The 12,656-nt window shown below is 59.1% G+C and carries 13 protein-coding genes; 3 read left to right on the forward strand and 10 right to left on the reverse strand.

Translation table 11 applies throughout. The annotated features are described in order from the left end of the window. Positions 1-34 precede the first annotated feature (34 nt). Positions 35-1,810, reverse strand: a complete 1,776-nt coding sequence (gene gcl, locus DM813_RS16210; RefSeq protein ID WP_128324405.1) for a glyoxylate carboligase — start codon at positions 1,808-1,810, stop codon at positions 35-37. Between the two features lie 256 nt (positions 1,811-2,066). On the opposite strand from gcl, the gene DM813_RS16215 reads away from it, so the two are divergent. After that, entirely contained in the window at positions 2,067-2,507 is a 441-nt protein-coding gene (locus DM813_RS16215) for a GlcG/HbpS family heme-binding protein (RefSeq protein WP_128324406.1), read from the forward strand. Between the two features lie 67 nt (positions 2,508-2,574). Here DM813_RS16215 and DM813_RS16220 read toward each other — a convergent pair whose 3' ends face one another. After that, the gene (locus DM813_RS16220) at positions 2,575-3,183 is read right to left on the reverse strand and encodes a TetR/AcrR family transcriptional regulator (protein WP_128324407.1); all 609 of its coding nucleotides are present in this window, start codon (positions 3,181-3,183) and stop codon (positions 2,575-2,577) included. A 115-nt stretch (positions 3,184-3,298) separates the two neighbouring features. Further along, on the reverse strand, positions 3,299-3,736 hold the full coding sequence (locus tag DM813_RS16225) for a DUF3757 domain-containing protein (protein ID WP_164897259.1): 438 nt from the start codon (positions 3,734-3,736) through the stop codon (positions 3,299-3,301). Between the two features lie 180 nt (positions 3,737-3,916). Between DM813_RS16225 and DM813_RS16230 the strand changes: the two genes are divergently transcribed. Continuing rightward, positions 3,917-4,825, forward strand: a complete 909-nt coding sequence (locus DM813_RS16230) for a DUF808 domain-containing protein (protein WP_128324409.1) — start codon at positions 3,917-3,919, stop codon at positions 4,823-4,825. Between the two features lie 72 nt (positions 4,826-4,897). Here the strand turns inward: DM813_RS16230 and DM813_RS16235 are convergent, their stop codons facing one another. The 7 genes from DM813_RS16235 to puuE form a co-directional block, all read right to left on the reverse strand. Further along, complete coding sequence (locus tag DM813_RS16235; RefSeq protein WP_128324410.1) at positions 4,898-5,686, reverse strand: outer membrane protein OmpK; 789 nt, start codon at positions 5,684-5,686, stop codon at positions 4,898-4,900. 361 nt (positions 5,687-6,047) lie between these two features. Next, positions 6,048-6,833, reverse strand: a complete 786-nt coding sequence (locus tag DM813_RS16240; protein WP_128324411.1) for an outer membrane protein OmpK — start codon at positions 6,831-6,833, stop codon at positions 6,048-6,050. A 131-nt stretch (positions 6,834-6,964) separates the two neighbouring features. After that, positions 6,965-8,320 (reverse strand): nucleobase:cation symporter-2 family protein, encoded by a 1,356-nt coding sequence (locus tag DM813_RS16245; RefSeq protein ID WP_128324412.1) that lies wholly within the window; start codon positions 8,318-8,320, stop codon positions 6,965-6,967. 118 nt (positions 8,321-8,438) lie between these two features. After that, positions 8,439-9,764, reverse strand: coding sequence for a urate hydroxylase PuuD (locus DM813_RS16250; RefSeq protein WP_128324413.1), 1,326 nt, complete (start codon positions 9,762-9,764; stop codon positions 8,439-8,441). Between the two features lie 50 nt (positions 9,765-9,814). Then, positions 9,815-10,318, reverse strand: coding sequence for an ureidoglycolate lyase (locus DM813_RS16255; RefSeq protein WP_128324414.1), 504 nt, complete (start codon positions 10,316-10,318; stop codon positions 9,815-9,817). 48 nt (positions 10,319-10,366) lie between these two features. Then, positions 10,367-10,882, reverse strand: a complete 516-nt coding sequence (gene uraD / locus DM813_RS16260; protein ID WP_128324415.1) for a 2-oxo-4-hydroxy-4-carboxy-5-ureidoimidazoline decarboxylase — start codon at positions 10,880-10,882, stop codon at positions 10,367-10,369. Next, positions 10,879-11,808: an allantoinase PuuE gene (puuE, locus tag DM813_RS16265; RefSeq protein ID WP_128324416.1), complete on the reverse strand. Its 930-nt coding sequence runs from the start codon at positions 11,806-11,808 to the stop codon at positions 10,879-10,881. The genes uraD and puuE overlap by 4 nt, the downstream gene beginning before the upstream one ends. A 384-nt stretch (positions 11,809-12,192) precedes the next feature. Between puuE and uraH the strand changes: the two genes are divergently transcribed. After that, on the forward strand, positions 12,193-12,546 hold the full coding sequence (uraH, locus tag DM813_RS16270; protein ID WP_128324417.1) for a hydroxyisourate hydrolase: 354 nt from the start codon (positions 12,193-12,195) through the stop codon (positions 12,544-12,546). Positions 12,547-12,656: the final 110 nt, after the last annotated feature.

The raw sequence follows: 12,656 nt of genomic DNA on the forward strand, positions 1-12,656 counted from the left end.
GCCCCGGGCATCACGCACCGGGGCCAATCTGCGATCAGTCGAGCAGGGAAATCGCGGTTGGCGCGTCGTTGCCGACCAGTGCCAGGTCTTCGAATTCGTTGACCGCGTTGATTTCGGTGCCCATGGAAATGTTGGTGACGCGCTCGAGGATAACCTCGACCACCACCGGAACCTTGAACTCTTCAGCCAGCTTTTGCGCCTTGAGCAGGGCCGGGGCGATTTCGCCAGGCTCGGTCACGCGCAGGGCCTTGCAGCCCAGGCCTTCGACCACGGCGACGTGATCGACGCCGTAGCCATTGAGTTCCGGTGCGTTGACGTTTTCGAACGCCAGCTGCACACAGTAATCCATCTCGAAGCCACGTTGGGCCTGACGAATCAGCCCCAGGTACGAGTTGTTCACCAGTACGTGGACGTACGGCAGGTTGAACTGTGCACCCACGGCCAGCTCTTCGATCATGAACTGGAAGTCATAGTCACCCGACAGTGCGACGACCTTGCGGGTCGGGTCAGCCTTGACCACACCCAGGGCGGCAGGAATGGTCCAGCCCAGTGGGCCGGCCTGGCCGCAGTTGATCCAGTGACGCGGCTTGTACACGTGCAGGAACTGCGCGCCGGCGATCTGCGACAGCCCGATGGTGCTGACGTAGCAGGTGTCTTTGCCGAACACCTGGTTCATTTCCTGGTACACGCGCTGTGGCTTGACCGGCACGTTGTCGAAATGGGTCTTGCGCTGCAGGCTCGATTTGCGCTGCTGGCAGTCTTCCAGCCAGGCGCTGCGGTCCTTGAGCTTGCCGGCGGCTTTCCACTCGCGAGCCACTTCGAGGAACACGTCCAGGGCGGCGCCAGCATCGGAAACGATACCCAGGTCCGGGGTGAATACGCGACCGATCTGGGTCGGTTCGATGTCGACGTGAATGAAGCGACGGCCTTCGGTGTAGACGTCGACCGAACCGGTGTGACGGTTGGCCCAACGGTTACCGATACCCAGCACCACGTCCGACTTGAGCATGGTGGCGTTGCCGTAGCGGTGCGAGGTTTGCAGACCGACCATGCCGACCATCAGCGGGTGATCGTCCGGGATGATGCCCCAGCCCATCAGGGTCGGGATAACCGGGATGCCGGTCAGTTCAGCGAACTCGACCAGTTTGTCGCAGGCATCGGCGTTGATGATGCCACCACCGGCGACCAGCAGCGGACGCTCGGAGCTGTCGAGCATGGCCAGGGCTTTTTCGACCTGGATGCGGTTGGCGGCAGGCTTTTGTACCGGCAGCGGCTGGTAGGCGTCGATGTCGAATTCGATCTCGGCCATCTGCACGTCGAACGGCAGGTCGATCAGCACTGGGCCTGGACGGCCGGAGCGCATTTCATAGAAGGCTTTCTGGAACGCGTAAGGCACCTGGCCTGGTTCCAGAACGGTGGTCGCCCACTTGGTCACCGGCTTGACGATGCTGGTGATGTCGACGGCCTGGAAATCTTCCTTGTGCATGCGGGCACGCGGCGCCTGGCCGGTGATGCACAGGATCGGGATGGAGTCGGCGGAGGCGCTGTACAGACCGGTGACCATGTCGGTACCGGCGGGGCCGGAGGTGCCGATGCACACGCCGATGTTGCCGGCTTTGGTGCGGGTGTAGCCCTCGGCCATGTGCGAGGCGCCTTCAACGTGGCGAGCGAGGACGTGATCGATACCGCCGACTTTCTTCAGGGCCGAGTACAGCGGGTTGATTGCAGCACCCGGAATACCAAACGCGGTTTCAACACCTTCGCGGCGCATCACCAGAACGGCTGCATCGATTGCTCTCATTTTGCTCATGGTTTTGTGCCTCTTTGATTTTGTAATTGTATACAAATGGCTTTTCGTCAGAGTGTATTCACGCCAGGCGACTCTGGTCAATCCATTTTCATCGGCGATGGGGGCATTCGTCGGGAAGGCCTTAAGAAAGGCGTTTCGTCAGAATTGGTTTGTCGCGCTGAAAATATTGTATACAAAAAAATTCGCCATTGTGTTCTATTTGTTCTATTGATTTCACACCTGCCCTCAGGGCTTCTAACAACAAGAGGACCTTTCCATGAACGCTTTGACTCTGAAAGTCGCTGTCAGCCTGGTGAACGCCGCGCTGGCTGCAGGCCGCAAGATTTCCTCCGCTCCGTTAACGGTGGCGGTGCTCGACAACGGTGGTCACCTGCTGGCGCTACAGCGTGAAGACGGCGCCAGCCTGCTGCGTCCGCAAGTGGCGATGGGCAAGGCGTGGGGCGCGATTGCGCTGGGTAAGGGCTCGCGCTTGCTGGCGCTGGACGCGCAGCAACGCCCGGCATTTTTTGCCGCGCTCAATGGTCTGGGGCAAAGCCCGGTGGTGCCTGCGCCTGGCGGCGTGCTGATCCGCAATCAGCAGGGCGTGGTGCTGGGGGCGATCGGTATCAGTGGTGATACGTCTGATATCGATGAGCAGTGTGCGATCAGTGCGATCGAAGAGGCAGGTTTGACTGCAGATGCTGGTGTAGCGGCCTGACGAATTTGGGGCTGCTGCGCAGCCCTTCGCCGGCAAGCCTGGCTCCTACGGATCCAGGCGCTGCCTGTCAGGCGTCTGGCTCACACCCTTTGAGCACCAGGCGAATGATGGTCTGCGTCGCCGCTTCGTAATCGCTGTCTTCAAGCTTGGCCTTGCCGGTAACCACCGAGATCTGCCAATCGAAGTCGGCGTAGGTTTGCGTCGCAGCCCAGATGCTGAACATCAGGTGGTGCGGGTCGACCTTGGCGATCTGGCCGCGGTCGATCCAGGCCTGGATGCATTCAATGTTGTGGCGGGCCTGGTCGTTGAGTTGCTCGACCTGGTTGGGGCTCAGGTGCGGGGCGCCGTGCATGATCTCGCTGGCAAACACCTTGGAGGCGAAGGGCAGGTCGCGGGAGATGCGCACTTTCGAGCGGATATAGGCGCTGAGCACTTCTTTGGGGTCACCCTCGGCATTGAACGGGGTGGACGCCTGCATGATCGGCTCGATAATGCTTTCCAATACCTCGCGGTAGAGGTTTTCCTTGGACTTGAAATAGTAATAGACGTTTGGCTTGGGCAGCCCGGCCTTGGCCGCGATGTCGCTGGTCTTGGTGGCGGCGAAGCCCTTGTCGGCGAATTCTTCACTGGCCGCGCGCAGGATCAGCTCCTTGTTGCGCTCGCGAATGGTACTCATGGTGCTGGCGGTCCTTTGACGCTGCGAGCACGGATGGTAGCAGGATCATTGAATTAGAGCACCACACGTTGTGCACCCGACCGCTTCAAACGCGGATCGGGGCATGGCCTTATGGCTATTTAGCCTCTTTGAACGCGCAGCCTTGGAGGTCCTGATGGCGGCACTCGAAATAGGTTGAACCGAACGCACCCTTTTTCTTTTCCCATGCAGGGGCCCAGGCCAAGCGGATCGAGATGTCTGGGGCTACGTCCGGACGGTAGTGCATATCCACCATTTGATTGTCCGAGGAAGCAAACCTGCAGGCTCGAAGTCGTCCTACGCCTTCGACGGCATTGTCATAAGAGTAGAATATGGCGCTGTCGAAGGCAGTAATTGATGCCTTGGGGTTTCTCAATACACCAACCCACTCTCCTTCGCCGCTCTCTGTCTTCACAGTGAGGACACCGAGGGTGTTCTGGATTTCTTTCGGGTTGGGGCAAAATTCAACAGTGCTGGCCATGGCGTGGCTGGCGAACAGGGCAGGTAGCAACAGCAACAGTGCCGGTTTTAACATGAAAACGCTCCTTGGTTTGAATGAGGTGTCGCATTGATGCGGCTCCTGCATGCTAGAAACGTCTATGTTTGAGCGCTGTAGTTCGTTACTTATGGTCATGTGGCTTTGTTCAACCTGCAACGTAGGCTATTCGGTATCTGCACTACGCTGGCTCAGGTCAATGTTTTTTGGGAGTAACGCATGGCAGGAAGTAGCTTATTGGTATTGATCGACGATATCGCCACCGTACTCGACGATGTGTCGGTGATGACCAAAGTCGCGGCAAAAAAGACCGCCGGTGTGCTGGGCGACGACCTGGCGCTCAATGCGCAGCAGGTCACCGGCGTGCGTGCCGAGCGGGAGATCCCGGTGGTCTGGGCGGTGGCCAAGGGTTCGTTCCTGAACAAGCTGATCCTGGTGCCGGCAGCGTTGTTGATCAGCGCCTTCATCCCTTGGGCGGTGACCCCGCTATTGATGGTGGGCGGTGCGTTTCTGTGTTTCGAGGGCTTCGAAAAGCTGGCGCACAAGTTTCTTCACAACAAGGAAGAAGAGCAGGCCGAGCAGGCGGCGCACGTCGAGGCGGTGGCCGATCCCGCAGTTGATCTGGTGGCCTATGAGCAAACCAAGATCAAGGGCGCGATCCGTACCGACTTCATTCTTTCGGCAGAAATCATTGCGATTACCCTGGGCACGGTCGCCGATGCGCCGTTGACCCAGCAAATCATCGTGTTGTCGGGTATTGCCATTGTCATGACCATCGGTGTGTACGGCCTGGTTGCCGGTATCGTCAAACTTGATGACCTGGGCTTGTGGCTGACCCAGAAAGCTTCTCGGGCGGCACAGGCGCTGGGCAACGGCATCCTGCGTGCGGCGCCGTACATGATGAAGAGCCTGTCGGTGATTGGCACTGCGGCGATGTTCCTGGTCGGCGGCGGCATCCTGGTGCATGGCGTGGCGCCGCTGCATCACGCCATTGAAGCGTTCAGCGAAGGGCGGGGCGGGGCGTTGACCGGTGCCTTGCTCAATGGCGGGGTGGGGATTGTGGCAGGTGCTGCGGTACTGGCGGTGGTCGCGGTGGTCGGCAAGCTCTGGCGTGCTGCCAGAGGCTGATGGCGTTAGCGTTGGCAAGGCCAGCCCCTACAGGGTCGGGTGTTGATCCAGACCCTGTGGGAGCCGCTTCGATCAGAAGTGCGCTTTGATCAGGAAACTCGCCGTGTTCTGGTCGGTATCAAACGCGTCGCTGTCCTTGATCCCGTACTTGTTCTTCCAGTAGTCGTATTCGAAACCGACATAGAGTTGCTTCTCGCCCCAGTTCAGCGCTTTACCCAGGTCATATTTGACCTGTGGGTTGAAGTGCAGGTTGGCGTGGTAGGTGCCACGGCGGCTGGTCGCGTCATTATCCACAACCCAGTCCATGAAGCCGTCGATGAGAATGTCCGAGTTACCCACAGGGATGGTGTAGGCCCATACCGGGGTGATCTGCCAGACGTTGTCACCGGCGCGGCTGCCTTCGGTGTTGCGCTGGTAGAAGTTCAACTGGAAGTAGTCAAAGCCTGGGATCGCCAGGTCAAAGCCCGGGCCGATCAGGTAGGACTCGGTGTCGCCTTCGCCAAACTCGTAGGTCATGGCCAGCAGCACGTCCTTGACCGGGCCGAATTCCAGCTTCTGGTCGAAGATCTTGCCGAACGACAGGCGCGGGCTGAATTCGCCGTAGTAGGTGTTGTCGCCGTTGTTGAAGTCTTTATCGCCGTTGTAGAAGATCTTGTCGACGAAGAAGAAGTTGTCACCGTACTTCCAGGCATCGGCGTGCTCGAAGGTCACGGTCTGCTGGATTTCCGGGTTGACGGCGAAGTTCTTGCCCCACAGGTAGGTCAGGCTGTTGTTCTGCCATTGCAGCAGGTCGTCGGCGCTGGCGGCCGTGCTGGCCGCCAGCAGGCTGCCGGCGAGAATCAGGCTAGTGGTCATGCGCATCGCTGTGTTGCTCCCTTGATTGATTCTGTTGTCGGTACTCTGGGTGGCACCGTTACGTTGTAATACTTGTCTTTTGAGTCAGTTTTTTTCGATTGGCCACAGCTAATTGGCAAGTGCTGCGCCAACTTTCCGGGTACGGCACAACAATCCTGCTCGACGTCTCTCTGAACAGCTGAAAAGGGTCTTTCAGGTTGGCGTTACGCCTGCCAACCGCCCGAATTCATTGACTGAGCGGTCAGCAAACGCAGGCAGGATCCGTCCTGCCCTGATCGAGGGGCCGCGCAGATTACTGACTTGCGCGTTGCTCCTCAAGTACTCCGTCCTGGAGTGGTGGAACTAAAGATGATCAATTGGTCAGGAATCAAAAGTGAAACTTGACCAGGGCACTGGCAACGCTTTGCTGGGTGTCCAGTCGACCGCTGTTTTCGATGCCGTATTTGTCCTTCCAGTAGCTGTACTCAAAACCTACGTACAGCTGCTTGGCGCCGTAGTTCAGCGCCTTGCCCAGGTCATATTTGACCTGAGGGTTGAAGTGCAGGTTGGCGTGATAGGTACCGCGGCGGGTCTCGTCGTTGTCGACGACCCAGTCCATGTAGCCATCGACGAGAATGTCCGATTTGCCCGCAGGAATGGTGTAGGAGAATGTTGGTGTGATCTGCCAGACGCCATCACCCGGGCGGCTGCCTTCGGTGTTGCGCTGCATGATGTTGAGGGTGAAGTAGTTGAAGCCGGGAATCGCCAGGTCGAAGCCTGGACCGATCAGGTAGGCTTCGTTGTCACCTTCGCCAGACTCGTAGGTCATGGCGATCAACACGTCTTTGATGGGGCCGAATTCGAATTTGCGGTCGAAGATCTTGCCGAACGACAAGCGTGGGCTGAACTCACCGTAATAGGTGTTGTTGCCTTTGTTGCGGTCTGTGCCGCCGTTGTAAAAGATCTTGTCGATAAACAGGAAGTTATCGCCGTATTTCCATTTGTCGGCGTGCTCAAAGGTCACTGTCTGCTGGATCGCAGGGTTGACCTCGAATTTGGTGCCGTACAGGTAGGAGAGGCTGTTGGTCTGCCAAAGCAGCAGGTCTCCTGCGGTGGCTGGCAATGCGGCCAGCAGACTGCTACCCAACAGGAGTGAGGTGGTGATGCCCTTCATGTTGTGATTCCCGGCTTTGTTATTGTTGGTTTGGGTATTCGGCGCGAGACGCCCCGGCCGACCCGCTCCCACGGGTCGACGGTCCTGCGTAGTGCTCGGGTGATACCGGGCGGCAAGCGCCGCCCCAAGACTCAGTGCTGGTGGGCGGCTTCGTTGTGCGCTGCGCGCTCGGCGCCGCCAAGAATGTTGAACAGCAGGTTGAGGATCAGCGCGCTGACCGTGGCCATAGCGATACCGCTGTGGGTGATGGGTTCCATCCATTGCGGCATCTGCGCGAAGAACTCCGGGCGCACCACGGGAATCAGGCCCATGCCGACGCTGACGGCGACCAGCAACTGGTTGCGGCGGTCGGCGATATCGGCTTCCTGGAGGATCTTGATCCCGGTGGCGGCGACCATGCCGAACATGGCGATGGACGCGCCGCCCAGTACCGCTGGCGGAATCGAGGCGATCAGGAAGGCGGCCTTGGGCAGCAGGCTGAGCAGGATCAGGAAACCACCGGCAACCACCGTGACGTAACGGCAACGTACGCCGGTCATCTGCACCAGGCCGATGTTCTGGGCGAAGGAGGAGTGGGTGAAGGTGTTGAAGAAACCGGCAACGAAGGAGGCGCCGGCGTCGCACATCAGCCCGCGGCGCAGCATGCCCGGGGTGACTTCGCGGTCAGTGACCTTGCCAAGGGCCAGGAACATCCCGGTGGATTCGACGAAGATGATCACCACCACCAGGCACATCGACAAGATCGGCGCCAGGCTGAAGGTCGGCATGCCGAAGTGCAGCGGCGTTACCACTTGCACCCAGGGTGCCTCGTCGAGGCCGGAGAGGTCGACCATGCCGATCGAGCCGGCCAGGATATAACCCAGGCCCATGCCGATCAGTACCGAGACATTGACCCAGAAACCGCGCATGAAGCGGTTGACCAGGAGGATGGTCGCCAGCACCAGGCCAGCAACAATCAGGTAGATGGGGGAGCCGAAGGTTTCGGCGCTGGCACCGCCGCCGGCCCAGTTGACCGCAACCGGAAACAGCGAAAGACCAATCGAGGTGATGACCGTGCCGGTCACCAGTGGTGGGAAGAAACGCACCACCTTGGACATGAACGGGGCGATCAGCATGCCGAAGAAACCGGCGGCGATGGTCGCACCAAAGATGCCTTGCAGGCCGACACCGGGCATTCCGGCCATGGCCACCATGCTGCCGACTGCAGCAAAGCTTGCGCCCATCATCACCGGCATACGGATGCCGACTGCGCCAATGCCGAACGACTGGACGATGGTGGCGACACCAGCGACCAGTAGGTCGGCATTGATCAGGAAAGCGACTTCTTCACGAGAAAGGCCGGCGGCCTGGCCGATGATCAGTGGCACGGCAATCGCGCCTCCGTACATCAGCAAGACATGTTGAAGACCCACCAGGAACAGTTGGAGCATTGGCAGTGGCTGTCGTGGGGGCGCAACGGGGATGTACGCCTTGCGTGACTCGGACATGCAACACCTCGGTTTTGTTTTTATTCTTTGAGCTGCAAGCTTCAAGCGCCACGCCTCAAGGAGAGCAGGTGGTGGCGCTTGGCTTGCAGCTTGTAGCTTGCCGCTTGAAGCCTGTTGCTTAGTTCGTTGGAGCACCTTTGGCGATCCACGCGCCAATCAGTTCACGTTCCTGCTGGGTCATCTGAGTGATGTTGCCCAGGGGCATGATCTGCGTGGCGACGGCTTGCGCCTGAATGCGCGCGGCCTGTTGCTGGATCTGTTGCGGAGTGTCGAGCATGACCCCGGCAGGGGCTGCGCTGAACAGCGGGCTGGTCGGCTTGGCCGAATGGCACACGGCGCAACGTTCCTGGATGACGCTGTGGATCTTGTCGAAGCCGGCATCGTCCAGTTTCGCCACAGGGGCAGCCTGTTCTTCAGCCGGGGCAGCTGCCTGGGCAGGTTCGGCGGCTTTCTCTGCAGCTTTCTCGGCGGCAGTCTTGCCACCCAGCGCCGTTTCCGGCAGCGGTTGGTATTCGATCTTGGCCGCAGCCTGCTCAGGTGCGGTCGGCATCGGCGCAGGGCCGGTGACGTACGCCAGGCAGATCATCGACAAGGCACCGACTGGCAGGGTCCAGGCGTATTTGTTGCTGTCGTGACGGGTGTTGAAGTAGTGACGTACCAACACTGCAGCCACAGCGATGCCGCCCAGGATCAACCAGTTGTACTGGCTACCGTAGGTGCTCGGGAAGTGGTTGCTGATCATGATGAACAGCACCGGCAGGGTGAAGTAGTTGTTGTGACGCGAGCGCAGCAGGCCCTTGGCCGGCAGGAGCGGATCCGGGGTCTGGTTGGCTTCGATGGCAGCGACCAGCTGACGCTGGGCCGGCATGATGATGCGGAATACGTTACCGACCATGATGGTGCCGATGATCGCGCCGGTGTGCAGGTACGCACCACGACCGCTGAATACCTGGCTGAAACCGTAGCAGGCGGCAATGACCAGCACGAACAGCACCAGGCCGAGCAGGCCAGGGCGCTTGCCCAGTGGCGAGTCGCAGAGGAAGTCGTAGATGAACCAGCCGGCGATCAGCGAGCCGACACCGATGGCGATACCTTCAGCGCCGCTCAGGGTGCTGCCAGGTGCCAGCAGGTACAGCGTCGGGTTCCAGTAGAACACCAGGCACAGCAGGGCAATACCCGACATCCAGGTGAAGTAGGCTTCCCATTTGAACCAGTGCAGGTTCTCCGGCATTTTTGGCGGAGCCAGCTTGTACTTCTCCAGGTGGTAGATCCCGCCACCGTGAATCGCCCAGAGATCGCCGGACAGACCGTCGCGCGGGTTGGCGCGATTGAGGTTGTTTTCCAGCCAGACGAAGTAGAACGACGCGCCAATCCATGCCACGCCAGTGATCATGTGAACCCAACGCACGCTCAGGTTCAGCCATTCCAACAGATGTGCTTCCACAGTCTTTACCTCTACCCTGGCACCCTGTATCCGGGTGCTCAGGTCTTCTCTTATTGGTGGGGGGCGAGGATCAGTTGCTCATCCTCATTGAAAAAATGCTCATCGCAGTTGTTGCCAGTGCCACTGCGATCAACCACCAGGAAGTCATCCCGCTTTTCGATCGTCAGCACCGGGTGGTGCCAGACGCCGCGATGGTAATTAATGCCCTGCTTGCCATTGCTGACAAAAGCACGGACCAAACCTGATACAGGTGCATCGCCAACGGGCGCGACCACGATCAGAAAGGGGTTGCCGAGCAGCGGAATAAACGCCTGGCTGCCCAGCGGATGGCGCTCCAGCATGCGTACGGTCAGTGGCATGTCCTGTGCGTCGGCACGGAAGATGCTGATGATCGCGTTGTCCTCAGGCTGGGCGGTTTGTACCGTGGCCAGCTTGTGGAAGCGCATGGTCGAACCGTTGTTGATCATGAAGTGGTCGCTGCCGTCGGTTTCGATCACGTCACCGAAAGGGGCGAAGGCTTCTTTGGTCAAGGGCTCAATCACTAAAGTGCGCATGCGGTATCTCTTTATTCTGTGTTGTGGAGGGTAAGGCTGGCCTTGCCCTTAAAGTTGCAGCAGGCGGAACAGGGCAATCAGGTTGATCTGCGCCAGCGCTTCCTTGAACTCGGCTTCTACCGAGTTGTGGATGCGTTTTTCGAACGAGGCGAGGATCTGGTGCCGATTGCTGCCTTTTACCGCCATGATGAACGGAAACTGGAACTTGGCCTTGTAGGCGTCGTTGAGTTCGGTAAAGCGCTCGAACTCTTCGGCGGTGCACTGGTGGATACCGGCGCCGGCCTGTTCATTGGTGCTCGATTCGGTCAGTTCGCCCTGGATCGCGGCTTTGCCGGCGAGGTCCGGGTGAGCGTTGATCAAGGCCAGCTGGGCGGCGTGATCGGCACTCAGGAGAATGTCGCTCATGCGCTGGTGCAGGGCTTCGATCTGATCGATTTCCTGCAGTTGGCCCAGGTCGTAGGCTTTTTCGGCAACCCACGGCGAGTGTTCGTAGATGTCGGCAAACGCTTCAACGAATGCCTGGCGTTCCAGGGTCGAAGGCGTGAGGGTTTTGAACGCGGTCATGAGACGGTCTCGGCTTTGTAAGGGTGGGTGGCATGCCAGTGACGGGCGATGTCCACGCGCCGGGTGAACCAGACCTGGTCATGGCTCTTGGCGTATTCGATGAAGCGCTTGAGCGCGGCCAGACGTGCAGGGCGGCCGACCAGGCGGCAGTGCAGGCCGATGGAGAGCATTTTTGGCGCTTCGGCACCTTCTTCGTAGAGCACGTCGAAGGCATCTTTCAGATACTGGAAGAACTGCTCGCCACAGTTGAAACCCTGAACCTGAGTGAAACGCATGTCGTTGGTGTCCAGGGTGTACGGGATCACCAGGTGCGCTTTGCCGGTCGGGTTGTTCGGTTCCCAGTAGGGCAGGTCATCGTCATAGGTGTCGCTGTCGTAGAGGAAGCCGCCTTCCTCCATCACCAGGCGGCGGGTGTTCGGCCCGGTGCGGCCGGTGTACCAGCCCAGTGGGCGTTCGCCGGTCAGTTCGGTGAGGATACGGATGGCTTCGAGCATGTGCTCGCGCTCCTGCGCCTCATCCATGTTCTGGTAGTCGATCCAGCGGTAGCCGTGGCTGCAGATTTCGTGGCCGGCTTCGACCATGGCACGGATCACGTCCGGGTGACGCTGGGCAGCCATGGCGACGGCAAAGATAGTCATCGGCACGCCAGTGTCCTTGAACAGCTTGAGCAAGCGCCAGACACCGGCACGGCTGCCATACTCGTAGAGCGATTCCATGCTCATGTTACGAGCGCCCTGCAGGGGCTGGGCGGCGACCATTTCCGAGAGAAAGGCTTCTGATTCCTTGTCTCCGTGAAGAATGTTGCGTTCACCACCTTCTTCGTAATTGAGCACGAAAGACAAAGCGATGCGGGCATTCCCCGGCCAGCGCGGATGGGGTGGGGTATTGCCGTAACCGATCAGGTCGCGAGGATAATCAGCGCTCACTGCAGTCTTCCTTCTTATACGTGTAAACGGATGGCGTGGTGCCCGGGTAGGGTATCGCCCACGTCGATGAGATGATTGTATACAACTTTGTTTGCGGTTTGTAAGCCTGTTTTTTCGTATTTCTTCATGGCTGGCCCCGGAAAACCCTCTGCAAGAAATCTGCCTGATTGGTCAGCTTATGACGCGATCAATGGCCAGCTGTATGGTTTTGCGACTGATGGCGTATTTACAGGGGGGTAGGGCGCTGCCAGGAAAGAATACCTAATTATTGTGTACAATTTTACAGAAAAATGTCTTAATAATCCGACAGTCGTACGTTGCCGTGCCCCCTGCCGGTGCCGTGCGGGATTTTTTGCCCACAGACAGAACAGAGGCGAGCAAGCAATGGGACGATTGACCACGCATGTACTGGATGCCGCACATGGCTGCCCTGGCAGCTCGATCAAGGTCGAGCTGTACCGGGTCGAAGGCCAGCAGCTGGAACTGGTAAACACTGCCCTGACCAACAGCGACGGTCGTTGCGATGCACCGCTGTTGCAGGGCGAGGATTATCGCAGTGGCGTTTACCAGCTGCAGTTCAATGCCGGCGATTACTACCGTGCCCGTGGTGTGCAGTTGCCCGAGCATGCATTCCTGGACGTTGTGGTTCTGCGTTTTGGCATCAGCGCCGAGCAGGATCACTACCACGTGCCCCTGTTGATCTCGCCGTACAGTTACTCGACCTATCGTGGAAGCTAGTTGGTCGCTAGAAGAATCTTCGTAGGTCCTTGCCCGCTATCACACTGGCGGGCTTTTTTTTGCCCAGGTTTTGGTAGGAGCGGATTTGCCGGGACGCCGGACCGCCGCGA

Source organism: Pseudomonas alkylphenolica (assembly GCF_004025535.1).
Classification (GTDB): Bacteria; Pseudomonadota; Gammaproteobacteria; order Pseudomonadales; family Pseudomonadaceae; genus Aquipseudomonas; species Aquipseudomonas alkylphenolica_A.

What these genes read in the sequence shown, in the direction of transcription:
- gcl (WP_128324405.1), bottom strand. Translation starts at nt 1,810, where the DNA reads ATGAGCAAAATGAGAGCAATCGATGCAGCCGTTCTGGTGATGCGCCGC.
- DM813_RS16215 (WP_128324406.1), top strand. Translation starts at nt 2,067, where the DNA reads ATGAACGCTTTGACTCTGAAAGTCGCTGTCAGCCTGGTGAACGCCGCG.
- DM813_RS16220 (WP_128324407.1), bottom strand. Translation starts at nt 3,183, where the DNA reads ATGAGTACCATTCGCGAGCGCAACAAGGAGCTGATCCTGCGCGCGGCC.
- DM813_RS16225 (WP_164897259.1), bottom strand. Translation starts at nt 3,736, where the DNA reads ATGTTAAAACCGGCACTGTTGCTGTTGCTACCTGCCCTGTTCGCCAGC.
- DM813_RS16230 (WP_128324409.1), top strand. Translation starts at nt 3,917, where the DNA reads ATGGCAGGAAGTAGCTTATTGGTATTGATCGACGATATCGCCACCGTA.
- DM813_RS16235 (WP_128324410.1), bottom strand. Translation starts at nt 5,686, where the DNA reads ATGCGCATGACCACTAGCCTGATTCTCGCCGGCAGCCTGCTGGCGGCC.
- DM813_RS16240 (WP_128324411.1), bottom strand. Translation starts at nt 6,833, where the DNA reads ATGAAGGGCATCACCACCTCACTCCTGTTGGGTAGCAGTCTGCTGGCC.
- DM813_RS16245 (WP_128324412.1), bottom strand. Translation starts at nt 8,320, where the DNA reads ATGTCCGAGTCACGCAAGGCGTACATCCCCGTTGCGCCCCCACGACAG.
- DM813_RS16255 (WP_128324414.1), bottom strand. Translation starts at nt 10,318, where the DNA reads ATGCGCACTTTAGTGATTGAGCCCTTGACCAAAGAAGCCTTCGCCCCT.
- uraD (WP_128324415.1), bottom strand. Translation starts at nt 10,882, where the DNA reads ATGACCGCGTTCAAAACCCTCACGCCTTCGACCCTGGAACGCCAGGCA.
- uraH (WP_128324417.1), top strand. Translation starts at nt 12,193, where the DNA reads ATGGGACGATTGACCACGCATGTACTGGATGCCGCACATGGCTGCCCT.